22 protein-coding genes and 2 pseudogenes are annotated in these 23297 nt (G+C 59.3%); 13 read left to right on the top strand and 11 right to left on the bottom strand.

Annotated features, from left to right (window positions below; translation table 11 throughout):
- Positions 1-81 precede the first annotated feature (81 nt).
- The 13 genes and pseudogenes from hutH to H8B20_RS17900 all read left to right on the top strand — a co-directional run bounded on the left by hutH (position 82) and on the right by H8B20_RS17900 (position 14999).
- Positions 82-1614, top strand: a complete 1533-nt coding sequence (hutH, locus tag H8B20_RS17840; protein WP_210624059.1) for a histidine ammonia-lyase — start codon at positions 82-84, stop codon at positions 1612-1614.
- A gap of 102 nt (positions 1615-1716) precedes the next feature.
- Positions 1717-2922, top strand: a complete 1206-nt coding sequence (gene hutI / locus H8B20_RS17845) for an imidazolonepropionase (RefSeq protein WP_210624060.1) — start codon at positions 1717-1719, stop codon at positions 2920-2922.
- Between the two features lie 10 nt (positions 2923-2932).
- Entirely contained in the window at positions 2933-3736 is an 804-nt protein-coding gene (hutG, locus tag H8B20_RS17850; protein ID WP_210624061.1) for an N-formylglutamate deformylase, read from the top strand.
- Between the two features lie 258 nt (positions 3737-3994).
- On the top strand, positions 3995-4966 hold the full coding sequence (pip, locus tag H8B20_RS17855; RefSeq protein ID WP_210624062.1) for a prolyl aminopeptidase: 972 nt from the start codon (positions 3995-3997) through the stop codon (positions 4964-4966).
- Complete coding sequence (gene dtd, locus H8B20_RS17860) at positions 4963-5400, top strand: D-aminoacyl-tRNA deacylase (protein ID WP_210624063.1); 438 nt, start codon at positions 4963-4965, stop codon at positions 5398-5400. Before pip ends, dtd begins: the two co-directional genes overlap by 4 nt.
- A 304-nt stretch (positions 5401-5704) precedes the next feature.
- On the top strand, positions 5705-7489 hold the full coding sequence (locus H8B20_RS17865) for a glucan biosynthesis protein G (RefSeq protein WP_228732708.1): 1785 nt from the start codon (positions 5705-5707) through the stop codon (positions 7487-7489).
- Positions 7482-10069 (top strand): annotated as a pseudogene (gene mdoH / locus H8B20_RS17870) (glucans biosynthesis glucosyltransferase MdoH). The gene H8B20_RS17865 and the pseudogene mdoH overlap by 8 nt, the downstream one beginning before the upstream one ends.
- Before the next feature lie 242 nt (positions 10070-10311).
- On the top strand, positions 10312-11109 hold the full coding sequence (locus H8B20_RS17875; RefSeq protein ID WP_150603992.1) for a transporter substrate-binding domain-containing protein: 798 nt from the start codon (positions 10312-10314) through the stop codon (positions 11107-11109).
- Between the two features lie 161 nt (positions 11110-11270).
- The gene (locus H8B20_RS17880; protein ID WP_210624066.1) at positions 11271-12230 is read left to right on the top strand and encodes an amino acid ABC transporter permease; all 960 of its coding nucleotides are present in this window, start codon (positions 11271-11273) and stop codon (positions 12228-12230) included.
- Positions 12223-12957 (top strand): amino acid ABC transporter ATP-binding protein, encoded by a 735-nt coding sequence (locus tag H8B20_RS17885; protein WP_042557240.1) that lies wholly within the window; start codon positions 12223-12225, stop codon positions 12955-12957. Before H8B20_RS17880 ends, H8B20_RS17885 begins: the two co-directional genes overlap by 8 nt.
- A gap of 268 nt (positions 12958-13225) precedes the next feature.
- Complete coding sequence (locus tag H8B20_RS17890; RefSeq protein WP_210624067.1) at positions 13226-13441, top strand: hypothetical protein; 216 nt, start codon at positions 13226-13228, stop codon at positions 13439-13441.
- A gap of 66 nt (positions 13442-13507) precedes the next feature.
- On the top strand, positions 13508-14482 hold the full coding sequence (locus tag H8B20_RS17895) for a ThiF family adenylyltransferase (protein ID WP_210624068.1): 975 nt from the start codon (positions 13508-13510) through the stop codon (positions 14480-14482).
- Between the two features lie 46 nt (positions 14483-14528).
- Positions 14529-14999 (top strand): HIT family protein, encoded by a 471-nt coding sequence (locus tag H8B20_RS17900; protein ID WP_210624069.1) that lies wholly within the window; start codon positions 14529-14531, stop codon positions 14997-14999.
- Between the two features lie 34 nt (positions 15000-15033).
- Here H8B20_RS17900 and H8B20_RS28350 read toward each other — a convergent pair whose 3' ends face one another.
- From H8B20_RS28350 to ubiE, 11 genes and pseudogenes are all read right to left on the bottom strand, one after another.
- A complete protein-coding gene (locus tag H8B20_RS28350) occupies positions 15034-15906 on the bottom strand; it encodes a methyl-accepting chemotaxis protein (RefSeq protein ID WP_395593817.1) in 873 nt (290 codons plus the stop codon).
- Positions 15889-16950 (bottom strand): annotated as a pseudogene (locus H8B20_RS28355) (methyl-accepting chemotaxis protein); the annotation flags it as partial. The gene H8B20_RS28350 and the pseudogene H8B20_RS28355, both read right to left, overlap by 18 nt.
- Before the next feature lie 115 nt (positions 16951-17065).
- Positions 17066-17773, bottom strand: a complete 708-nt coding sequence (locus H8B20_RS17910) for a 16S rRNA (uracil(1498)-N(3))-methyltransferase (protein ID WP_210624071.1) — start codon at positions 17771-17773, stop codon at positions 17066-17068.
- The gene (tatC, locus tag H8B20_RS17915) at positions 17770-18561 is read right to left on the bottom strand and encodes a twin-arginine translocase subunit TatC (RefSeq protein WP_042557243.1); all 792 of its coding nucleotides are present in this window, start codon (positions 18559-18561) and stop codon (positions 17770-17772) included. Before tatC ends, H8B20_RS17910 begins: the two co-directional genes overlap by 4 nt.
- A complete protein-coding gene (gene tatB, locus H8B20_RS17920) occupies positions 18558-19028 on the bottom strand; it encodes a Sec-independent protein translocase protein TatB (protein ID WP_150593924.1) in 471 nt (156 codons plus the stop codon). The genes tatC and tatB overlap by 4 nt, the downstream gene beginning before the upstream one ends.
- Positions 19029-19038: 10 nt before the next feature.
- Positions 19039-19320 carry a twin-arginine translocase TatA/TatE family subunit gene (locus tag H8B20_RS17925; RefSeq protein WP_042557245.1) on the bottom strand — a complete coding sequence of 94 codons (282 nt, stop codon included), beginning with the start codon at positions 19318-19320 and terminating at the stop codon, positions 19039-19041.
- A 25-nt stretch (positions 19321-19345) separates the two neighbouring features.
- Complete coding sequence (locus tag H8B20_RS17930; RefSeq protein ID WP_076028950.1) at positions 19346-19678, bottom strand: phosphoribosyl-ATP diphosphatase; 333 nt, start codon at positions 19676-19678, stop codon at positions 19346-19348.
- On the bottom strand, positions 19671-20072 hold the full coding sequence (gene hisI, locus H8B20_RS17935) for a phosphoribosyl-AMP cyclohydrolase (protein ID WP_007909357.1): 402 nt from the start codon (positions 20070-20072) through the stop codon (positions 19671-19673). The genes H8B20_RS17930 and hisI overlap by 8 nt, the downstream gene beginning before the upstream one ends.
- Before the next feature lie 120 nt (positions 20073-20192).
- Complete coding sequence (gene ubiB, locus H8B20_RS17940) at positions 20193-21797, bottom strand: ubiquinone biosynthesis regulatory protein kinase UbiB (RefSeq protein ID WP_042557246.1); 1605 nt, start codon at positions 21795-21797, stop codon at positions 20193-20195.
- Positions 21794-22417 carry a ubiquinone biosynthesis accessory factor UbiJ gene (locus H8B20_RS17945; RefSeq protein WP_210624072.1) on the bottom strand — a complete coding sequence of 208 codons (624 nt, stop codon included), beginning with the start codon at positions 22415-22417 and terminating at the stop codon, positions 21794-21796. The genes ubiB and H8B20_RS17945 overlap by 4 nt, the downstream gene beginning before the upstream one ends.
- Entirely contained in the window at positions 22417-23187 is a 771-nt protein-coding gene (gene ubiE / locus H8B20_RS17950) for a bifunctional demethylmenaquinone methyltransferase/2-methoxy-6-polyprenyl-1,4-benzoquinol methylase UbiE (protein WP_008080626.1), read from the bottom strand. The genes H8B20_RS17945 and ubiE overlap by 1 nt, the downstream gene beginning before the upstream one ends.
- Positions 23188-23297 lie beyond the last annotated feature (110 nt).

Consider the following 23297-nt stretch of genomic DNA (forward strand, 5'->3'; position numbering starts at 1 on the left):
CCAAAAGGGCAGACGCGACGGACAACGGACATCTCCGGAGCGTCTGGCGAGTTAACAATAAACTCTCAAAAGGAGCACAAAATGACTGCGCTGAACCTGATTCCCGGCCAACTGAGCCTGGCCCAACTGCGTGACGTGTATCAGAACCCGGTCAAACTGACCCTCGACGACAGCGCCTCGCAGCAAATTGAAGCCAGCGTCGCCTGTGTCGAGCAGATCCTCGCCGAAAACCGCACCGCCTACGGCATCAATACCGGTTTCGGCCTGCTGGCCTCGACCCGCATCGCCAGCGAAGACCTGGAAAACCTCCAGCGTTCGCTGGTGTTGTCCCACGCTGCCGGCGTCGGCGCGCCGATCAGCGATGCGCTGGTGCGGCTGGTGATGGTGCTCAAGGTCAACAGCCTCAGCCGTGGTTTTTCCGGCATCCGTCGCATTGTGATCGATGCGCTCATTGCGCTGATCAATGCCGAGGTCTATCCGCACATTCCGTTGAAAGGTTCGGTCGGTGCTTCCGGCGATCTGGCTCCTTTGGCGCACATGTCGCTGGTGCTGCTTGGCGAAGGCAAGGCGCGTTACAAGGGCGAGTGGATGGAAGCGACCGAAGCGCTGAAAGTCGCCGGCTTGACGCCGCTGACGCTGGCGGCGAAGGAAGGTCTGGCGCTGCTCAACGGTACTCAGGTTTCTACTGCTTTTGCGTTGCGTGGTCTGTTTGAAGGTGAGGATTTGTTTGCGGGCGCCATCGCGCTGGGCGGTCTGACGGTTGAAGCGGTGCTCGGTTCGCGCTCGCCGTTCGATGCGCGCATCCACGCGGCGCGCGGGCAGAAAGGCCAGATCGATGCGGCCGCTGCTTACCGCGATTTGCTGGGTGAGCGCAGCGAAGTTTCCGACTCGCACCAGAACTGCGACAAGGTCCAGGATCCGTACTCCCTGCGCTGCCAGCCGCAAGTCATGGGCGCTTGCCTGACCCAGTTCCGCCAGGCGGCTGAAGTGCTGGCGGTTGAAGCCAACGCCGTCTCCGATAATCCGCTGGTGTTTGCCGCTGAGGGCGATGTGATTTCCGGCGGTAACTTCCACGCCGAACCAGTGGCCATGGCCGCTGACAACATGGCGCTGGCGATCGCTGAAATCGGCTCGCTGAGCGAACGCCGCATTTCGCTGATGATGGACAAGCACATGTCGCAACTGCCGCCGTTTCTCGTGGCCAATGGCGGTGTGAACTCCGGTTTCATGATTGCTCAGGTGACGGCTGCCGCACTGGCCAGTGAGAACAAGGCGTTGTCCCACCCGCATTCGGTGGACAGCCTGCCGACTTCAGCCAACCAGGAAGACCACGTTTCAATGGCTCCAGCGGCCGGCAAGCGTCTGTGGGAAATGGCCGAGAACACCCGCGGGATTCTCGCCGTGGAATGGTTGGCGGCGGTGCAGGGGCTGGATCTGCGCAATGGCCTGAAGACCTCGGCGAAGCTGGAACAGGCTCGGGCCATTCTGCGCAAGGAAGTGCCGTTCTATGAGAAGGACCGGTTCTTTGCACCGGATATCAATGCGGCGACTGAGCTGCTGGCTTCGCGGTGTTTGAACGATCTGGTTCCGGCGAAAATGCTGCCTAGCCTTTGATGACCTCTTCGCGAGCAGGCTCGCTCCCACAGTCGGAATGCTTACCCCTGTGGGAGCGAGCCTGCTCGCGAAATCGATTTTGAATACTGTGGAGACTAAGGGATGAAAACCCTCTGGCAACACTGCCACGTCGCAACCATGGCGCAGGGCGTCTACTCGATCATCGAGGATGCCGCCATCGTGACGTCCGGTGCGCTCATCGAGTGGATCGGCCCGCGCAATCAATTGCCTTCCGGCGAATACCCGGCGGTCTGCGACCTGCAAGGAGCGTGGGTCACCCCCGGCCTGATCGACTGCCACACCCACACGGTGTTCGGTGGCAATCGCAGCGGCGAGTTCGAGAAACGTCTGCAAGGCGTCAGCTACGCCGAGATCGCCGCGTCCGGCGGCGGCATCGCCAGCACCGTGCGCGCGACTCGCGAAGCTACCGAAGATGAACTGTTCGCCAGCGCCGCCAAACGCCTGAAAAGCCTGATGCGCGACGGCGTGACCACGGTAGAGATGAAGTCCGGCTACGGTCTCGATCTGGCCAACGAACGCAAGATCCTGCGGGTCATCCGTCGTCTGGCAAAAGAGCTGCCGATCAGCGTGCGCAGCACCTGCCTGGCCGCTCACGCGTTGCCGCCGGAGTACAAGGATCGCGCCGACGATTACATCGATCACATCTGCACCGACATGCTGCCTGCGCTGGCCGCTGAAGGTCTGGTCGATGCGGTGGACGCGTTCTGCGAATACCTGGCGTTCTCGCCGGAGCAGGTCGAGCGCGTGTTCATCGCCGCGCAAACACTCGGTCTGCCGGTGAAGTTGCACGCCGAGCAATTGTCGTCGCTGCACGGTTCCAGCCTCGCCGCGCGTTATAAGGCGTTGTCCGCCGATCACCTGGAGTTCATGGACGAAGCCGATGCCATCGCCATGTCCGCGTCCGACACCGTCGCGGTGCTGCTGCCGGGCGCGTTCTACTTCCTGCGCGAAACCCAGTTGCCGCCGATGGACGCCTTGCGCAAACACAAGGTGAAAATCGCCATCGCCAGCGACCTCAACCCAGGCACCTCGCCTGCGTTGTCGCTGCGTTTGATGTTGAACCTGGCCTGCACCTGTTTCCGCATGACTCCGGAAGAGGCTTTGGCTGGCGCGACTATTCACGCCGCGCAAGCGTTGGGCATGGCCGCCACACATGGTTCGCTGGAAGTTGGCAAGGTCGCGGATTTCGTCGCCTGGCAGATCGATCGCCCGGCGGATCTGGCGTATTGGCTCGGTGGCGATCTGGACAAACGCGTCGTGCGTCACGGCGTTGAATCAAGTCTGTAGGAGAGCGGTTGTGGATAAGGTTCTGAATTTCAAACAAGGTCGCGTGCCGCTGCTGATCAGCATGCCGCATGCCGGTTTACGTCTGACCCCGGTGGTCGAGGCCGGCCTGATCGGCGACGCGAAAAGCCTGCCGGACACTGACTGGCATATTCCGCAACTGTACGACTTTGCCGAAGCGCTGGGCGCCAGTACTCTGGCGGCCGAGTACTCGCGCTTCGTCATCGACCTGAACCGGCCGTCCGACGACAAACCGTTGTATGCCGGGGCGACCACCGGTCTGTATCCGGCAACGCTGTTTGATGGCGTACCGTTGTTCAAGGAAGGGATGGTGCCGTCGAAAGAAGAGCGCGCGACGTATCTGGAGCAAATCTGGACGCCGTATCACCGCACTTTGCAGCAAGAGCTGGCACGGCTGAAGGCCGAGTTCGGCTATGCGCTGCTGTTTGATGCGCACTCGATTCGCTCGATCATCCCGCACCTGTTTGACGGCAAGCTGCCGGACTTCAACCTCGGCACCTTCAACGGCGCCAGTTGCGATCCGCAGCTGGCGACTCAACTGGAGGCGATCTGCGCGCGCCACAGCGACTACAGCCATGTGCTGAACGGGCGCTTCAAGGGCGGCCACATCACCCGTCATTACGGCAACCCGGCCGAGAATATTCACGCGGTGCAACTGGAACTGGGGCAGTGCACCTACATGGAAGAATTCGAACCGTTCCGCTATCGCGCCGATCTGGCCGAGCCGACGCAGGTGGTGCTCAAGGAATTGCTGCAGGGCTTGCTGAAGTGGGGCGAATCCCGCTACCGCACGTAATCACACAATTCGTTGTGGGAGCGAGCCTGCTCGTGAAGGCGGCCGGTCAGGCAACATCTATGTTGCATGACCCACCACTTTCGCGAGCAGGCTCGCTCCCACAGGTTTTATGTGCGGCTCAAAACCGCTTGGGTTTATGGCTGACAGACGGCGACAGCGCACAGGCATGCTCATTGACGTAAATCGGGTTTATGATGCCAAACGGCAGAATAATAGAAGTCCCCCCAGGGATGACCTCGACCCCTTACGGAGCGCGCAATGCAGACTTTGTTTCCGCAGATCAAACCTCACGCCCGGCACGATCTGGCTGTCGATGACACCCATACGCTGTACGTCGACGAAAGCGGCTCACCGGAAGGCTTGCCGGTCGTGTTCATCCATGGTGGCCCGGGCGCCGGTTGCGACGCCCAGAGCCGTCGCTATTTCGATCCGAATATTTACCGCATTGTCACTTTCGACCAGCGTGGCTGCGGACGCTCGACCCCACACGCCAGCCTCGAAAACAACACCACCTGGGATCTGGTCGCCGACCTTGAGCGCATCCGCAAGCACCTGGGCATCGACAAATGGGTTCTGTTCGGCGGTTCGTGGGGTTCGACCCTGGCGCTGGCCTACGCGCAAACCCATCCGGAGCGTGTTCACGGTCTGATCCTGCGTGGGATCTTTCTTTGCCGTCCGCAGGAAATCGAGTGGTTCTATCAGGCCGGCGCCAGCCGCCTGTTCCCCGATTACTGGCAGGACTACATCGCGCCTATCCCACTGGACGAGCGCGATGACTTGCTCAGCGCCTTCCACAAACGCCTGACCGGTAACGACCAGATCGCCCAGATGCATGCAGCCAAGGCCTGGTCGACCTGGGAAGGGCGCACCGCGACGCTGCGGCCGAATCCACTGGTGGTCGATCGCTTCTCCGAGCCGCAGCGTGCGCTGTCGATTGCGCGGATCGAATGCCACTACTTCACCAATAATGCTTTCCTTGAACCGAACCAGTTGATTCGTGACATGGGCAAGATCGCTCATCTGCCGGGCGTGATCATCCACGGTCGCTACGACGTGATCTGCCCGCTCGACAACGCCTGGGAATTGCACCAGGCCTGGCCGAACAGCGAATTGCAGGTAATCCGCGACGCCGGCCACGCAGCATCCGAACCGGGCATTACTGATGCACTGGTGCGCGCGGCGGGCAATATGGCGCGTCGTCTGCTCGATCTGCCGCCCGAAGAAGCATGAAGGGGCTTTTACAGCGCGTGCGGGGTGCGCGAGTGGAAGTGGCGGGCGAGGTGGTTGGCGCGGTCGATCAAGGTTTGCTGGTGCTGGTAGCGGTAGAACCCGACGACACGCGTGCCAGCGCCGACAAACTTCTGCATAAGCTGCTTAACTATCGGGTATTCAGCGACGACGAGGGCAAGATGAATTTGTCTCTCGCCGATATCGGCGGTGGGTTGCTGCTGGTCTCTCAGTTCACCCTGGCTGCCGATACCAAAAGCGGGTTGCGCCCGGGCTTCTCGACCGCGGCGCCTCCGGCGTTGGGCGAGGAATTATTCGACTATCTATTAGGCAAAGCGAAACAGGTGCATGGCACTGTGGCATCAGGTAGATTCGGCGCGGATATGCAGGTGCATTTGGTCAACGACGGCCCTGTTACCTTTTTGTTACAAGCCTGACAACACTTGAAACGCCTTTTTAGGAGATTTCGACGTTTTTAGGGCGTTTTGGCGATAAATACTTTGTTACCCCTGATGCGTTGTCATGCGGGCTACTAGATAATCGCGCGCTACGGTGATCAGCGTTCGTTGGTCCATTTTCACTTAGGTAGAGACTTGTCTGGATCCGATTGGGGAATCATTTTGCCCCAGCGGAGTCGGAACAATGCTCGCCAACCTGGCATATAGATAGCTGGCCGTTGGTTTTTTGATCTGTTTTCGGCGAGGGTTGCTCGTGATTGTTAGTCCCTGTAATGCAGCAAAAATGTCTGCCAAACGCATGCGAAGTGCCCTGGTAGCGGGTTCGGCGCTCCTGTGCCTGCTCAGCGCCGGTCAGCTTTGGGCGTTCAATCTTGACGATGTGTCGGCCAAGGCCAAAGAGCTGGCCGGGCAGAAGTTCGAAGCCCCGCGCAGCAACCTGCCGAACGAATTCCGCGATATGAAGTTCGCGGACTATCAGAAAATCCGCTTCCTCACCGAAAAGGCTGAGTGGGCTGATAAGAAGACGCCGTTCAAGCTCTCCTTCTATCACCAGGGTATGCACTTCGATACACCGGTGAAAATCAACGAAATCACTGCCAACAGCGTCGATGAGATCAAATACGATCCGACTCGCTTCGATTTTGGCGACCTGAAGTTTGATCCAAAAGCCACCGAGCAACTGGGTTATGCCGGTTTCCGTGTGCTGTACCCGATCAACAAGGCCGACAAGCAAGACGAAATCATGACCATGCTCGGCGCGAGCTACTTCCGCGTCGTCGGCAAGGGTCACACCTATGGTCTGTCGGCCCGCGGCCTGGCGATCGATACCGCGTTGCCGTCGGGTGAAGAATTCCCGCGTTTTCGCGAGTTCTGGATTCAGCAGCCGAAACCGGGCGACAAGCATCTGGTGATCTTCGCCCTGCTTGATTCGCCGCGCGCTACCGGTGCCTACCGTCTGATCCTGCGCCCGGGCAGCGACACCATTGTCGACGTCAAAGCGCAGATGTTCCTGCGTGACAAGGTTGGCAAACTGGGCATCGCACCGCTGACCAGCATGTTCCTGTTCGGCGCCAACCAGCCGTCGAAAGTCCTCAACTACCGTCGTGAACTGCACGACTCCAGCGGTCTGTCGATCCATGCCGGCAACGGCGAGTGGATCTGGCGTCCGCTGAACAACCCGAAACACCTGGCCGTGAGCAACTTCAGCGTCGAAAACCTGCGTGGTTTTGGCTTGCTGCAACGTGGCCGTGACTTCAGCCATTACGAAGACCTCGATGACCGCTACGACAAGCGCCCAAGCGCCTGGATCGAGCCGAAGGGCGACTGGGGCAAAGGCACCGTCGATCTGGTCGAGATTCCAACCGCCGACGAAACCAACGACAACATCGTTGCGTTCTGGAGCCCGGAAAAATTGCCGGAGCCAGGTCAGCCACTCGACTTCGCCTATCGCATGCACTGGACCATGGACGAAGCGGCGATTCACGCGCCGGACAGCGCCTGGGTTGCGCAGACTCTGCGTTCCACCGGTGACGTCAAGCAATCGAACCTGATCCGTCAGCCGGATGGCAGCGTTGCCTATCTGGTCGACTTCGAAGGTCCATCGCTGGCGGCCCTGGCCCCGGATGCGGACGTTCGCAGCCAGGTCAGCGTTGGCGACAATGCCGAACTGGTCGAGAACAACGTGCGCTACAACCCTGAAACCAAGGGCTGGCGTTTGACCCTGCGCATGAAGATCAAGGACGCGAGCAAGGCGACCGAGATGCGTGCCGCTCTGGTGCAGCCAATCGTTACGGCAGATCTGGCCAAGTCTTCGGTGCCGGCGTCCAACTCGTCCGTTGCCAAGGCCGACAAGGTTGCCGCCAAGCAACAAGAGAAACTCGACAAGGAAGCCAAGGCAGCCGAGGCCAAACTGGCTGACGCCAAGCCAGCCGCAGATGCCAAGGACAAGGCCAACAAAGACGCCAAGCAGCCAGTCGCTGCGGACGCGGCCACAGCCACACCGGAATCGGCACCGACTGAAGAAGTCCTGACCGAGACCTGGAGCTATCAGTTGCCTGCCGATGAGTAACTCTCAAGTACAGCCAGAGACTCTGTCCGAGTACCTGGCGCATCTGCCGATGACCGACGAGCAGCGCGCGGAACTCGCGGGCTGCCAGTCGTTCAGCGAGTTGCATGAACGCCTGTCGTCCTCGACGTTCGACGCCCCTGCCGAAGCCGCCCAGGCTTCGGTGGGCAAGCGCCTGACACTGAGCACCGCTGAAGAGCTTGAAGAAGCGGAAATGCTGGTGCTCGACGCCAGCGGTCGGGTCAGCCTCAAGGCAACGCCCCCGATCCGTCGGACCAAAGTCGTGCCGGAGCCGTGGCGCACCAATATTCTGGTGCGCGGCTGGCGCCGCTTGACTGGCCGCACCAACCCGCCGCAACCGCCCAAGGACGAGAACGTCCTGCCGGCGGCGCGCTGGCGCACAGTCGGTTCGATCCGTCGCTACATCTTGCTGGTGCTGATGCTCGGTCAGACCATCGTCGCCGGCTGGTACATGAAAGGCATCATGCCGTACCAAGGCTGGTCGTTCGTTGATCTGGAAGAAGTCCTGCATCAGCCACTGCTGCAAACCGCCACGCAAGTGCTGCCGTATGCGCTGCAAACCAGCATCCTGATTCTGTTCGGGATTCTGTTCTGCTGGGTTTCAGCCGGTTTCTGGACCGCGCTGATGGGCTTCCTCGAGTTGCTCACCGGTCACGATAAATACCGCATCTCCGGTAAAAGTGCCGGCAACGAGCCGATTGCCAAAGAAGCGCGTACCGCACTGGTAATGCCAATCTGCAACGAAGACGTGCCGCGTGTATTCGCCGGTTTGCGTGCAACGTTCGAATCGGTCGCCGCTACTGGTGATCTGGATCGTTTCGACTTCTTCGTGCTCAGCGACAGTAACGACTCCGACATCTGCGTAGCCGAGCAACAGGCCTGGCTGGACGTCTGCCGCGAAGCCAAGGGCTTCGGCAAGATCTTCTACCGTCGCCGTCGTCGCCGTGTGAAACGCAAGAGCGGCAACCTCGACGACTTCTGCCGTCGTTGGGGTGGTGACTACAAGTACATGGTCGTCCTCGACGCTGACTCGGTCATGAGCGGCGAATGCCTGACCAGTCTGGTGCGCTTGATGGAAGCCACGCCGGACGCCGGGATCATCCAGACCGCGCCGCGTGCGTCGGGGATGGACACTCTGTATGCGCGCATGCAGCAGTTCGCGACCCGCGTGTACGGCCCGCTGTTTACTGCCGGCCTTCACTTCTGGCAGTTGGGTGAATCCCACTACTGGGGCCACAACGCGATCATCCGCATGAAGCCGTTTATCGACCACTGCGCCTTGGCGCCGTTGCCGGGTAAAGGGGCGTTCTCCGGTGCGATCCTGTCTCACGACTTTGTTGAAGCTGCGCTGATGCGTCGTGCCGGTTGGGGCGTGTGGATTGCTTACGACTTGCCGGGCAGTTACGAAGAGTTGCCGCCCAACCTGCTCGACGAACTCAAGCGTGACCGTCGCTGGTGCCACGGTAACCTGATGAACTTCCGTCTGTTTCTGGTTAAAGGCATGCACCCGGTACACCGTGCGGTATTCCTCACTGGCGTGATGTCGTACCTGTCGGCGCCGTTGTGGTTCTTCTTCCTGGTGTTGTCGACTGCGCTACTGGCGGTGAACACCTTGATGGAGCCGCAGTATTTCCTTGAACCGCGTCAGCTCTATCCGCTGTGGCCACAATGGCACCCGGACAAGGCGATCGCGCTGTTCTCGACAACCATCGTGCTGCTGTTCCTGCCGAAACTGTTGAGCATCATCCTGATCTGGGCCAAGGGCGCGAAAGAGTTCGGTGGCAAGTTCAAGGTGACGCTGTCGATGCTGCTGGAGATGTTGTTCTCCATGCTGCTGGCGCCGGTGCGGATGATTTTCCACACCCGTTTCGTTCTGGCCGCGTTCCTCGGCTGGGCCGCGACCTGGAACTCGCCGCAACGTGACGACGACTCCACGCCATGGGGCGAGGCGGTCAAACGCCACGGTCCGCAGACCCTGTTGGGCTTCTTCTGGGCCTTGCTGGTGATCTGGCTGAACCCGAGCTTCCTCTGGTGGCTGGTGCCGATCGTGGGTTCGTTGATGCTATCGATTCCGGTGTCGGTGATTTCCAGCCGTGTCGGTCTGGGCCTCAAATCCCGTGACGAGAGCCTGTTCCTCATCCCTGAGGAATACAATCCGCCACAGGCGCTGCTGGCCACCGATCAGTACACCCACGAAAATCGCTGGCACGCACTGAACGACGGCTTCGTCCGCGCGGTGGTCGATCCGCAGCAGAACGCTTTGGCGTGCTCGCTGGCGACCTCCCGTCACGGTCAGGCCGAGCCGATTGAATGGCTGCGTCAGGAGCGTGTGCGTCACGCGATCAAGGTCGGTCCTGCCGGGCTGAACAACCATGATCGCTTGCAACTGTTGAGCGATCCGGTGGCCTTGGCACGCCTGCACGAGCAGGTCTGGGCCGAAGGTCACGCCGAGTGGCTGGACGCATGGCGGGCCTCGGTGAAAGCCGATCCGCATGCGCCGTTGCTGCCGCTGCGACCGGTGGCATTGCAGGCTCAGCCGGCTTGATGAAGAAACCCCGCTAATGTAGCGGGGTTTTTTTTGACTGCTGAAAAGCCCCTCACCCTAACTCTCTCCCTCCGGGCGGCCCGACGTTTCGGGAGGGCTGGGGTGAAGGTGGCCCTTGATTGTCAAACAAATCACCCATTAACCCTTGTGCAAAAGAACGAGTGCGTTAGCATCCGTCCCCGAATTGGCGCGCCCGGGCTTTTTTGCCCGTCACTGTTGGTTTTCGCGCCGCAAACGCAATGGTTTTGGGGACTTGAAGATGAAGAAGTATCTGTCGATGCTGCTGGTCGGCGTCACGGCACTGGTTGCAGTCAATGCGGCACACGCGGGCGCAATCGATGACGCGGTCAAGCGCGGCACCTTGAAAGTCGGCATGGATCCGACCTATATGCCGTTCGAGATGACCAACAAACGCGGTGAAATCATCGGCTTCGAAGTCGATATCCTCAAAGCCATGACCAAGGCCATGGGCGTCAAACTGGAGCTGGTCTCCACCGGTTACGACGGCATCATCCCGGCGCTGATGACCGACAAGTTCGACATGATCGGCAGCGGCATGACCCTGACTCAGGAACGCAACCTGCGCCTGAACTTCAGCGACCCGTTCATCGTGGTTGGCCAGACCCTGCTGATCCGCAAGGAGCTGGAAGGCACCATCAAGTCCTATAAAGATCTGAACACTGCCGACTACCGCATCACCTCCAAGCTCGGCACCACCGGTGAGATGGTCGCCAAGAAGCTGATCTCCAAAGCCAAGTACCACGGCTACGACAACGAGCAGGAAGCTGTGCTCGACGTGGTCAACGGCAAGGCCGACGCCTTCATCTACGACGCGCCGTACAACGTCGTGGCGGTGACCAAAGTCGGTGCAGGCAAACTGGTGTTCCTCGACAAGCCGTTCACCTACGAGCCGCTGGCCTTCGGCCTGAAGAAGGGCGACTACGACAGCCTCAACTTCATCAACAACTTCCTGCACCAGATCCACGAAGACGGCACCTACGATCGCATCCATGACAAGTGGTTCAAGAGCACCGAGTGGCTCAAGGACATGGAATAAGCCCGGTCAGATAGACCGCGTCGCTCCAATCGCGGGCAAGCCCGCTCCCACAGGGTTCGCGTTGAACACAAAATTTGTGCTCACCCTGGCTCATTGTGGGAGCGGGCTTGCCCGCGATGGCGGACTCTCAAGCGACACAGAATTCGGAACCTGCAAATCCAATGAAACATAAAAAAGCCCAATGGCCCTGGCACGTCTTGACCGTGCTGGTGCTGATCGGTCTGGCGGGCGCGTTGTATTACGCCACGTCGCTGATGTCCTACGAATGGCGCTGGAACCGTGTGCCGCAGTACTTCGCTTATCAAGCCGAAGAATCCCAGCGCGCTACGGACATTTCCACCGTCACTGAACTGGTGCGCAAAGGCAGCAGCGCTGAGGTCACCCTGCGCAACGATGCAGGCGACGAACAGCACCTGACCGTCGACGAGAACAGCCTGCAATTCGCTCAGGGCGACGATGTGGCTGAAGGCGACGTCGTGGGTGTTACTCGGCATTGGGCGGCAGGGCCGCTGTTATGGGGGCTGTGGACCACGCTCTGGTTGTCGGTGGTGTCCGGCATTCTCGGGTTGGTGATTGGTCTGGTTACCGGGCTGTGCCGCTTGTCGAGCAACCCGACGTTGCGCGACCTGTCGAGCATCTACGTCGAACTGGTGCGCGGAACACCGCTGCTGGTGCAGATTTTCATTTTCTACTTCTTCATCGGCACGGTGATGAACCTGTCCCGGGAGTTCGCCGGGATCGCCGCGTTGTCGCTGTTCACAGGCGCGTACGTGGCCGAGATCATCCGTTCCGGCGTGCAGTCGATTGCCCGGGGCCAGAACGAAGCCGCGCGTTCGCTCGGCCTGAGTGCCGGCCAGTCGATGCGCCACGTCGTGCTGCCGCAAGCGTTTAAACGAGTGCTGCCGCCGCTGGCCGGGCAGTTCATCAGTCTGGTCAAGGACACCTCGCTGGTGTCGGTGATCGCCATCACCGAGCTGCTCAAAAGCGGCCGTGAAGTCATCACCACGTCGTTTTCGCCGTTCGAGATTCTGTTCTGTGTTGCCGGTCTGTACCTGTTGATCAACCTGCCGCTGTCGAAAATCGCCAGCCGGCTTGAGCGGAGGCTCGCGCAAAGTGATTGAAGTCCGCGATCTGGTAAAAGTCTTCGACACCCGCGGGCAAGTGGTGCGCGCGGTGGATAACGTCAGCACCTCGGTCGCCAAAGGCGAAGTGCTGGTAGTGATCGGCCCGTCCGGTTCCGGCAAGTCGACCTTCCTGCGTTGTCTCAATGGCCTGGAAGAGTTCGATTCCGGCTCGGTGAGCATCGACGGTCTGCAACTGGCCGACCCGAAAACCGACGTCAACGCCTACCGCCGCGAAGTCGGCATGGTGTTCCAGCATTTCAATCTGTTCCCGCACATGACCGTGCTGGAAAACCTCTGTCTGGCACAGAAAGTCGTGCGCAAGCGCGGCAAGAAAGAGCGCGAAGCCAAGGCTATGGCATTGCTGGAAAAGGTCGGCATCGCGCAGAAGGCCAACGAGTTTCCGTCACGTCTGTCCGGCGGTCAGCAGCAACGCGTGGCGATTGCCCGGGCGTTGGCGATGGAACCGAAGGTGATGTTGTTCGATGAGCCGACATCGGCCCTCGACCCGGAAATGGTCGGCGAAGTGCTGGATGTGATGAAGAACCTGGCCGTGGAAGGCATGACCATGGTGTGCGTCACCCACGAAATGGGTTTCGCCCGGGAAGTGGCGGATCGGGTGTTGTTCTTCGATCACGGCAAGTTGCTGGAGGATGCCTCGCCGGCAGAGTTCTTTGATGCACCGAAGGATCCGCGGGCTCAGGCTTTTCTGCGTCAGGTCTTGTAGTCGCTGGTCGTTCCCACGTTTTGCGCTATGCGTTGAAGTGACGTAGGCAGTGGGCTGTGTCGGTCAACGCCATCGCCCAGTCATCGGAGGCTTGGAAAGTACCACCGCTATAGTTCCAGGCCGAAGCCACTCGGCCTCCTGTTACAAACGTTTACTTTTGAATTGGCGTCCAGCCTTAATTACTTATGGTCATCAATCGTCTATTGAAAGCGTATCAAGGAGATGCGTTAACCCTCAATAAACCCGATATTGGTGAGTGATGACTCTTATGGAAAAGAAAACTAGTGGTATCGTCGCTTTGCTGGCGAGTGTGGCTGCGATGTCTACAACTGCACATGCTGAAGACGTAAAGCCTGTAAATCCCTTCGTGGCTGAACACCAGATGCAACTTGGGAATAATGTTGTGGCTTTTGGTCAGCTTCCTTGTAGTGCCCGAGAGCTTGCATACATGCGCAAGCATGGTTACACCCCGCTCTGTAATTAACGGTTTAACTAAACCTTTGACTAATGACCCCGTCCCTTCAGGACGGGGTTCAAGAGCAGGTGCGTTATGGATAATCAAGATGCGTTTTTTGCCGGAGCCGGTTACATGGGTATCGTTGTACCTTCCACGCTCTATGGAGTATATGAGGGCGGAATGTACATCAGCGGACCGTGCGGAGTAGTGCAATTAGCCGGGCAAGGGCAGGACGCGATGCTCGAAGCGCTGCAAGCTGCCGGGGCGCTAATACCGGGAAGTGCGCAAGCGATGAAAGAAGTTCACGAATTACTCGACGATCCGCGCTCAAGCCGGACGGTCAGTTATTTGCTCTGTGGTGCTCGATCCTGTGAAGATGTGTTGAGCGATATAGAGGCACTAAAACGTTCCAGAGTTCTATTAGTCGGTTGTGGCGGAATAGGAAGTACCACCAGCCTGTTGCTAGCGGGCAGCGGCATTGGTCATATTACTGTCACGGATGGTGATGTCATTGAAGAAAGTAATCTAAATCGACAATTATTCTGGCGTAGAGCCGACGTCGGTTCATTCAAAGTGGATGTGCTCAAAGAGATTGTCGGCGAAAAATTTCCGGATGTTGGAGTCGAAACTCTCAAGCGAAATATCGATCTGGATGGGGCCTATGATCTGATCCAGCAGGGCTTTGACGCGGTTGTAGTGACTGCTGACGAACCGGCCACGATGGCTGCACAATCCCAACGGTTGGCCGATGATTGCCAAATTCCGGTGGTCAGTGCCGGCTATCTGCATCGCATGTGTATGACGAATTTTTATACAGGCATACCGTCGCACGTTGTCGACTCGACGGACAATGTTTTTCAAACGCCGACGTTGCCTCAATTCAACTGGCAGCGTTTACCCAAGGGCGTTATGCCGAGCTACGGCCCGAGCAATTTCAGCTTGGCAGCGATGTTGGCATCATCTGTTATCGCGGCATTGGCAAGTCGGACGCTGGGCAGTGCAGAATCACATAGTATCGTCTGGGATGCGAACAGTTCACCTTGGAGATTCAACACGCTGTCGGGCTAACAGGCGAAGGGCATAAACCAATAAGTTTGAATGGTGGCTTATTTATATGGATTGTATTTTTTGCAAAATGATCGGCGGCGACTTACCCATGCATTTGATATGGGAGGATGCGAGTCACGCTGCGTTTCTCTCAATTTATCCCAATACACCAGGATTTTCGGTCGTTGTGCCAAAGCAACACTTCAGCAGTTACGCTTTCGCCCAGTCTGATGAAGTATTGTCAGCGTTGATTATTGCGGCCAAGAAAGTGGCGTTGTTAATTGATAGAACATTTGCGGACGTCGGAAGAACCGGGCTTGTATTGGAGGGATATGGAGTTGACCACCTGCACGCGAAGCTCATCCCCATGCACGGCACAGGCGATTCCAGTAACTTCCGACCGATCAACTCTAACGTGAACAAGTTCTTCAGCCATTATGAAGGCTACATCTCGTCCCATGATTTTAAAGGTGATGTCGATCTGGATCTGGCTGACATTGCACAAAAAATTCGTCATACAGATAAGCTTGAAAGATAACGAAGGAGCCTGGCGACAGGCCCCTTTTTTGCTTTTAGACTTTGAATCGCCCCACCAGCATCTGCAAATGCGTACCCAACCGCGCCAGCTCAACGCTGGACGCCGCTGTCTCTTCACTTGCCGCCGATGTCTGATCCGACACATCGCGTACGTTCAGCACGCTACGGTTGATCTCTTCCGCCACCGCGCTCTGCTGTTCAGCCGCCGCAGCAATCTGCTGGTTCATCGCCTGAATCGCCGACACCGTGCGCGTGATGCTTTCCAGTGAACCACCGGCCCGGCGGGTCAGCTCGACGCTGCTGTCGGTGAGGGTACGGCTGTTGTCCATGATCGTCGCCACTTGCTGGGTGCCGTTTTGCAGGCCGACGATCAGCTCTTCGATCTCTTCGGTGGACTTCTGAGTGCGCTGCGCGAGGCTGCGCACTTCATCGGCAACCACCGCGAAACCACGTCCGGCTTCACCGGCACGCGCCGCTTCAATCGCGGCGTTGAGTGCCAGCAGGTTGGTTTGCTGGGCCACGGATTTGATCACGTCGAGCACGCTGCCGATTTTGTCGCTTTCGCGCTTGAGCTCGCCCATGGCTGTGGTGGAGTTGCCGACTTCAACGGCCAGACGTTCGATCTGGGCGATTGCTTCGCCAACCACCTTGTCACCTTCACGGGCCTGTTGGTCGGCGGCGACGGCGGCTTCTGAGGCCTCTTCGGCGTTACGCGCGACTTCCTGCACGGTGGCGGTCATTTCGTTCATGGCCGTGGCAACCTGATCGGTCTCGATCTTCTGATTGTTGACCCCGGCGCTGGTCTGCTCGGTCACCGCCGACAGTTCTTCAGCGGCGCTGGCGATCTGGGTCACGCCTTCGCTGATCCCGCCGATCAGCTCACGCAGGCCCTGGGTCATGCTTTGCATGGAGCGTTGCAGCTGGCCGAGTTCGTCGCGGCGCAGCGAGACCAGATTGTGGGTCAGATCGCCGGCAGCTACACGTTCCGCGACTTTCAGGGTCTGGTTCAGCGGAATGATGATCTGCCGGGTGATCGCCCAAGCGGCCAGCAAGCCGAAGGCCAAGGCCAGCAGGGTGGCGATCAACAGCATGTTTTTGGCGTGGGCGGCATCGGTGTCGCGCACGACCGTTTGCGAAGCCGTCAGCTTCTTGCTGAGGTCGATCAGAATGTCGCCCTGCGCAGACATGCGCGCCTGTGACGTGGCACTGGTGACCTGCGAATCGCGGAACTGAGCGACCGCCGCGCGATAGGCCTTGATCGAGTCGGTGGCCTGTTGCAGGTTGGCGATATGCTGTTCCGGCAATTGCGAAGGCAGGCTTTCGAGCTTTTTCAGGGCATTGTCGATGGCGTCCAAGGCCGGTTGCTCCGCCTCGGCTTTGCCGCTGTAGGTGTAGCCGCGCACTTGATAACGCGCTTGCTGCAGCAGTTTGCTCAGCTCGATCACGTTGTTGAACTGCGCAACACTGTCACCCTGCAGCATTGATTTTTCGACTTCGGAGACTTTGGCTACAGCGTTGTCGGCGTTGGCGCCCAGCTTGCTGCGGGCATCTTCGCGGTGGACGGTGGCTTGGGTCATGTCGGCAAAGGCACGTTTGTATTCAGCGACGGCGGCCAGTTGCTGATCGACCATGGCGGCATCGGACGGTTGTTCGATCAGGGCGCGAGCGGTTTGCAGACCGCTGTCGAGTTTGCTCAGCAGTTCGTTGACCGTGCCCGGGCCTTGTTCGCCACGGCGCGCTTCATAGTCCAGCCGTGCCAGTCGAAGGTCCTTGGTCAGCTCGTTAAGGCTGGAGATGAACCCGAGCTTGTCGCCGCGGCTGATGATGCCGCTCATGCCGGTCCAGCCGGTAAAGGTGATCAATAACGTCAGCAACAGCACCAGGCCGAAACCGATTCCCAGTTTGCGTTTGACGCTGACGTTTCCAAGACTCTCGGCTAACCAACGGTACATGCGACGACTCCCTTGAACCACTATTGGACTTATGGGATCTGTATCGGCCGAGTGATTGCATTCTGTAACACCATTTGTCTACAAAAAGGCGAGATTTTGTTGCGAGGTATGGGAATTAAAAAAGGCGGGCGAGGAGGGCGGTTACGGCGGTTTCGACGCGCAGGATACGATCGCCGAGCTGCACCGGTTGCAGACCGGACTTGGCCAGCAGGTCGATTTCGTAGGGAATCCAGCCACCCTCCGGGCCAATGGCCAGGGTCACCGGTTCGCTCAAGGCGCGAGGGCACGGCGGATAGTTGCCGGGATGGCCTACCAGGCCGAGGGTTCCTTCGGTGATCGTCGGCAGTCGATCTTCGACAAAAGGCTTGAAGCGCTTCTCGATGACGATCTCCGGCAGCACCGTGTCGCGCGCCTGTTCGAGGCCCAGGATCAATTGCTCACGAATCGCTGCAGGTTCAAGAAACGGCGTCTGCCAGAAGCTTTTTTCGACGCGGTAGCTGTTGACCAGAATCACCTTCGACACGCCCATGGTCGCCACGGTCTGAAACACGCGTCGCAACATCTTCGGGCGCGGCAGGGCCAGCACCAATGTCAGTGGCAACTTGGCCGGCGGCGGCTGATCGAGGGTGACGCGCAGTTCCGCTTCACCCGCCTCCAGCCGCAACAGCTCAGCCGAACCCATCAGCCCATTGATGCGCCCGACCCGCAGGCTGTCACCGACTTCCGAGCGATGGACTTCCTGCATGTGTGTCAGGCGTCGATCACGCAGCACCACACGGTCGGCCTCAATGAAATCGGCCTCTTCAAGCAACAACAGGTTCATGCCTGGGTCGCTGGCGGCTGGTCGTTGTGATCGTCGGCTGGATGCTCGTCCGGTCGTTCGCGTTTGCTGATCAGGCCCCCGAACAGGATGCCGATCTCAAACAGCATCCACATCGGCACGGCCAGCAGGGTCTGCGAGAAGATGTCTGGCGGCGTCAGGATCATGCCGACCACGAAGCAGCCGATGATCACGTACGGGCGGATCTTCCTCAGGTAGGCAACGTCGACTACACCGATCCACACCAGCAGCACCACGGCCACGGGGATTTCGAACGCCACGCCGAAGGCGAAGAACAGTGTCATGACGAAGTCGAGATAGCTGGCGATGTCGGTCATCATTTCCACGCCGGCCGGGGTGGCTGCAGCGAAGAACTTGAAGATCAGCGGGAACACGAAGTAATAGGCGAACGCCATGCCGGTGTAGAACAGCATGATGCTCGACACCAGCAACGGTACCGCGATGCGCTTCTCATGCTTGTACAGGCCTGGCGCAATAAACCCCCAGATCTGATGCAGGATCACCGGGATCGCCAGGAACAGCGACACCATCATCGTCAGCTTCAGTGGCGTCAGGAATGGCGACGACACGTCGGTGGCGATCATCGTCGCGCCGACCGGCAGGTACTGGCGCAGCGGCGTCGAGACGAACGTGTAGATCTGCTGGGTGAACGCGAACAGCCCGGCGAAGATGATGAAAATCGCCGCCACACAACGCAGCAGGCGGGTGCGCAACTCGGTGAGGTGCGATACCAGCGGCATGTGCTGGTCGTTTTCGGGGAGATCGCTCATGGGGCTCGCGGCGGCAGAGTGGGGTCGTGAGGCGCAGGTGTGATCGGCGCGGCGGTTGGAGATACATGTTCAACCGAAGTTTCTGCAGTAGCGGGCACGGTTTCTGTCGGCGCTACAGCGGTGGCAGTTGCCGGTGTCGGAGCGGGTACAGGTGCAGCGGGCGCGGTTGGCGCATGAATCGTCTGTTGGCCCACGTGCTCAACCGGCGTCGGTTCTTGCTGAACCGGCTGGAAGATTTTCCGCGCTTCCTGCTCCAGCGACAGAATGTGTTCGTTGTGCAGTTGCCGGCGAATCTCGTCGGCACCGATTTCACGTTCAACTTCCTGTTTGATCGCGTTGAAGCTGCGTTTTAGCCGTCCGACCCACAGGCCGGCGGTGCGCGCAGCACCCGGCAGACGCTCGGGGCCCAGCACCAGCAGGGCAACGAGGCCGACGAGCAGCAGTTCAGAGAAGCTGATACCAAACATTAGTCAGTGCTCACACGTCTTTGCGGATCGGCTCTTCGACTTTCTGCGCCTGCACATCGATGGTGTGCGGCGGGTTGGCCTGAGCGGTGGCTTGCGGCTGCACCGGTGGTACCGGTTGCGCAGGCGTCACGGTCGGATCGACGTTTGGCTTCTCGTCGTCGTTCATGGCTTTGCGAAAGCCCTTGATCGACTCACCGACGTCGGTGCCGAGGTTTTTCAGTTTCTTGGTGCCGAAGACCAGTACCACGACAACCAGAATGACGATCCAGTGTTTCCAGTCAAAAATGCCCATGTTGCTGTTCCTCTCTAAAAATTGTTCAGGCGGACGGACGCGAGGCTTTCTCGACGTGTCCGGACAGGCCGAAGCGGCGATCCAGTTCATCCAGTACAGCCTGCGGATGCTGCCCCAGTTGGGCGAGCATGACCATGCTGTGGAACCACAGGTCAGCCGTCTCGTAGATCACATCGCTGCAGTCGCCGCTGATGGCAGCGTCCTTGGCGGCAATAATGGTTTCGACCGACTCTTCGCCGACTTTCTCCAGAATCTTGTTCAGGCCTTTGTGATACAGGCTGGCTACATACGAGCTGTCGGCCGCTGCGCCTTTGCGCTCTTCGAGTACCTGAGCGAGGCGCGTCAGAGTGTCATTCATGTTTGTGTCCTGCGGAATAGATAGCGTGCGGGTCTTTCAGCACCGGGTCGACCGTTTTCCAGTCGCCGTTTTCGAAGACGCGGTAAAAGCAGCTTTGACGGCCGGTATGGCAAGCGATGTCGCCGATCTGTTCGACCATCAGGATGATCACGTCGGCGTCACAGTCCAGACGCATTTCATGCAAGGTCTGCACGTGGCCGGACTCTTCGCCCTTGCGCCACAGCTTGCCACGGGAACGTGACCAGTAGATTGCACGGTTTTCCGCGGCGGTCAGTTCGAGCGCTTCGCGGTTCATCCACGCCATCATCAGCACGCGTCCGGTCTTGTGATCCTGGGCAATCGCCGGCACCAGGCCATCAGCGTCCCATTTGATCTCGTCCAGCCAGTTTTTCATCTTCAATTCCCGAAACGCAGGTAAGAGCTTTGAGCTTCAAGCTGCAAGTAAAAGCAGATTGCGGTGCTTCAGTATCGTCAGGCTTGCAGCTCGCAGCTTATAACTTGCAGCTGATTCGTGCTATCGGCGAACGACCAGATACAAACCGACAGCCACCATGATGCCTGCTGGCCAATGCGCCAATTCGAGCATCGGGCCACCGGCGGCGAGAATCGCACCGCCCGCCAGATGGGCACAACCGAGCAGTCGCAGGAACCAGTCGTCCTTGCGTTTGTGCCACGGCGGCGGTGGGTCGTAGGCGTGTGGCTGGGACATGCGCTCGAGCAGATCGCGGGCCATGTTGGCCAGGTGCGGCAGTTGTTCGAACTGGCTTTGCACGTTGCCGAGCAAGGTTTTCGGGCTGACGCGCTCGCGCATCCAGCGCTCAAGGAACGGCTGCGCGGTGTTCCACAGGTCCAGATCGGGATAGAGCTGACGGCCGAGGCCTTCGATGTTCAGCAAGGTCTTTTGCAGCAAAACCAACTGCGGCTGCACTTCCATGTTGAAGCGCCGCGCCGTCTGGAACAGGCGCATCAGCACCTGGCCGAATGAAATATCTTTTAACGGTTTTTCGAAGATCGGTTCACACACGGTACGGATCGCCGCTTCGAATTCGTTGAGCTTGGTTTCTGCCGGCACCCAACCCGAATCGATGTGCAACTGCGCCACGCGGCGGTAGTCGCGCTTGAAGAACGCGAACAGGTTGCGTGCCAGATAATCCTGGTCTTCCGGGGTCAGGCTGCCGACGATGCCGCAGTCGATCGCGATGTACTGCGGGCTCCACGGGTTAACGGTGCTGACGAAGATGTTGCCCGGGTGCATGTCGGCGTGGAAGAAACTGTCGCGGAACACCTGGGTGAAGAAGATCTCCACGCCGCGTTCGGCGAGCATTTTCATGTCGGTGCGCTGATCGGCGAGGGTCGCCAGATCGGTCACCTGAATGCCGTAGATGCGCTCCATCACCAGCACTTTCGGCCGGCACCAGTCCCAGTAGACTTGCGGCACGTAGAGCAGCGGCGAACCTTCGAAGTTGCGCTTCAACTGGCTGGCGTTGGCCGCCTCGCGCAGCAGGTCGAGTTCGTCGTAGATGGTTTTTTCGTAGTCCTGCACCACGTCCACCGGGTGCAACAGACGCGCGTCGGCTGACAGTTTTTCAGCCGCCCGGGCGAGGATGAACAGCCATGCGAGATCCTGCGCGATGATTGGCTTCAGACCCGGGCGGATCACCTTGACCACCACTTCTTCGCCGGTTTTCAGCTGCGCGGCATGCACCTGTGCCACCGAAGCGGAAGCCAGCGGCTGGACGTCGAAACGGCTGAACACTTCGCTGATTTTCTTGCCGAGCTGCTCTTCGATCAGCTTGATCGACAGCTGCGAGTCGAACGGCGGCACGCGATCCTGTAGCAGCATCAGCTCATCGGCGATGTCTTCGGGCAACAGGTCGCGGCGGGTCGAGAGAATCTGCCCGAACTTGATGAAAATCGGCCCCAGATCCTGCAGCGCCAGACGCAATCGCGCGCCTCGGCTCAGCTCCAGCGTCTTGCGCGGGAACCAGCGCCACGGCAGCACATAACGCAGCGCCAGGAGAAACCAGGGCAGCGGCAGATCGAACAGCAGGTCATCGAGGCGGTAGCGGATCACGACGGACTGGATGCGCAGCAGACGGCGGACGGCGAGCAGCTTCATGCGTTATCGCTTGGGTCGAGGGATCGGGAAAGGCGCTCGAAACGCGCCTCGAGACGTTCCAGATCAAGTTTGATCCGGTCCAGTTCGCTGAACCGCGCTTCGGCTTCGCGCTGCCCGACGAGGGTGCGCGATTCTTCGGCGAGGTATTCGGCGAGGTTCTGGTTGAGGCTGGCAAATCCTTGTTGATACCAGCGCGCGCGGCTGCGCAGATGACCGCCAACCAGTTGCGTGGCAACCGGGCCGAGCCAGCGCGAGAGTTCATACTCCCAGTCCAGCTCCAGATCCTGCAACACGCCGGCCAGCTCCAGCAGCACGCCGCTGTCGCCATCGAGCTCGACTTCCGGGGCATGCAGCACCGCGGTCTTGTCTTTGCTCAGGGCCAGTTTCAGCAGGCTGGACGCCGGCGCACGCAGGGTGCAATCGACGCCGCTTTCCCAGTGCGAGGCCAGCATCAGGCCTTCGTCGCTGGGCAAAATGAACAGCTGCAGCGCCGGACTGCGGCAATCGACGGCAATCACCTTGCCGGTCAAATGCGCCAGCCGCGGCAGCGCCGTGCTGTCGAGACGCAGCACCCGGTTCAGGCCGAGTTCAACGCTGGCGAGCAGCCCGGTGAGCAGCATCAGGGCTTGATGCCGCGGTGCAGGGCGACGATGCCTGCGGTCATGTTGTGATAGGTCACACGGTCGAAACCGGCATCAACCATCATCGACTTCAGGGTTTCCTGATTCGGGTGCATACGGATCGATTCGGCCAGGTAACGATAGCTTTCCGAGTCGTTGGTGATCAGCTTGCCCATCAGCGGCATGAAGGCGAACGAGTAAGCGTCGTAGGCTTTGGACATCAGCGCGTTGGTCGGCTTGGAGAATTCCAGCACCAGCAGACGACCGCCGGGCTTGAGTACGCGCAGCATCGAACGCAGGGCGTCTTCCTTGTGCGTCACGTTGCGCAGGCCGAAAGCGATCGTGACGCAGTCGAAATGATTGTCCGGGAAAGGCAGTTTTTCTGCGTCGGCCTGGACGAATTCGACGTTGCCCGCCACACCCAGATCCAGCAGGCGGTCACGGCCGACCTTGAGCATGGATTCGTTGATGTCGGCCAATACCACCTGGCCGGTCGGGCCAACGAGGTGTGAAAACTTTTTGGTCAGGTCACCGGTGCCGCCGGCGATGTCGAGCACGCGATTACCGCTGCGCACGCCCGACAGCTCAATCGCGAAACGCTTCCACAAACGGTGCATGCCGCCCGACAGAAGGTCGTTCATCAAGTCGTACTTGGCGGCTACGGAGTGGAACACCTCAGCGACTTTTTCCGCTTTCTGGCTTTCCGGAACGTTTTTGAAGCCGAAGTGAGTGGTGGGTTCGGCATCGCTGCCTTTGCGCTGATCAGTCATATCGCTGTCACCAAAAGAGAATGCGCGACATTCTAATCCCCAGGGCATGCTTTGTCTTGGAATGGCTAAAGGTAAGATGAGCAACCCTCGGGACGATTTGCCGCAGACGC

The sequence above is a fragment of the Pseudomonas sp. P42 genome (genome assembly GCF_017973755.1).
Taxonomy (GTDB): domain Bacteria; phylum Pseudomonadota; class Gammaproteobacteria; order Pseudomonadales; family Pseudomonadaceae; genus Aquipseudomonas; species Aquipseudomonas iridis.

Coding starts and splice junctions, on each gene's coding strand:
- hutH (WP_210624059.1), top strand. CDS start 82: ATGACTGCGCTGAACCTGATTCCCGGCCAACTGAGCCTGGCCCAACTG.
- hutI (WP_210624060.1), top strand. CDS start 1,717: ATGAAAACCCTCTGGCAACACTGCCACGTCGCAACCATGGCGCAGGGC.
- pip (WP_210624062.1), top strand. CDS start 3,995: ATGCAGACTTTGTTTCCGCAGATCAAACCTCACGCCCGGCACGATCTG.
- dtd (WP_210624063.1), top strand. CDS start 4,963: ATGAAGGGGCTTTTACAGCGCGTGCGGGGTGCGCGAGTGGAAGTGGCG.
- H8B20_RS17865 (WP_228732708.1), top strand. CDS start 5,705: ATGTCTGCCAAACGCATGCGAAGTGCCCTGGTAGCGGGTTCGGCGCTC.
- H8B20_RS17875 (WP_150603992.1), top strand. CDS start 10,312: ATGAAGAAGTATCTGTCGATGCTGCTGGTCGGCGTCACGGCACTGGTT.
- H8B20_RS17880 (WP_210624066.1), top strand. CDS start 11,271: ATGAAACATAAAAAAGCCCAATGGCCCTGGCACGTCTTGACCGTGCTG.
- H8B20_RS17890 (WP_210624067.1), top strand. CDS start 13,226: ATGGAAAAGAAAACTAGTGGTATCGTCGCTTTGCTGGCGAGTGTGGCT.
- H8B20_RS17895 (WP_210624068.1), top strand. CDS start 13,508: ATGGATAATCAAGATGCGTTTTTTGCCGGAGCCGGTTACATGGGTATC.
- H8B20_RS17900 (WP_210624069.1), top strand. CDS start 14,529: ATGGATTGTATTTTTTGCAAAATGATCGGCGGCGACTTACCCATGCAT.
- H8B20_RS28350 (WP_395593817.1), bottom strand. CDS start 15,906: ATGCAAAGCATGACCCAGGGCCTGCGTGAGCTGATCGGCGGGATCAGC.
- H8B20_RS17910 (WP_210624071.1), bottom strand. CDS start 17,773: ATGAACCTGTTGTTGCTTGAAGAGGCCGATTTCATTGAGGCCGACCGT.
- tatC (WP_042557243.1), bottom strand. CDS start 18,561: ATGAGCGATCTCCCCGAAAACGACCAGCACATGCCGCTGGTATCGCAC.
- tatB (WP_150593924.1), bottom strand. CDS start 19,028: ATGTTTGGTATCAGCTTCTCTGAACTGCTGCTCGTCGGCCTCGTTGCC.
- H8B20_RS17925 (WP_042557245.1), bottom strand. CDS start 19,320: ATGGGCATTTTTGACTGGAAACACTGGATCGTCATTCTGGTTGTCGTG.
- H8B20_RS17930 (WP_076028950.1), bottom strand. CDS start 19,678: ATGAATGACACTCTGACGCGCCTCGCTCAGGTACTCGAAGAGCGCAAA.
- hisI (WP_007909357.1), bottom strand. CDS start 20,072: ATGAAAAACTGGCTGGACGAGATCAAATGGGACGCTGATGGCCTGGTG.
- ubiB (WP_042557246.1), bottom strand. CDS start 21,797: ATGAAGCTGCTCGCCGTCCGCCGTCTGCTGCGCATCCAGTCCGTCGTG.
- H8B20_RS17945 (WP_210624072.1), bottom strand. CDS start 22,417: ATGCTGCTCACCGGGCTGCTCGCCAGCGTTGAACTCGGCCTGAACCGG.
- ubiE (WP_008080626.1), bottom strand. CDS start 23,187: ATGACTGATCAGCGCAAAGGCAGCGATGCCGAACCCACCACTCACTTC.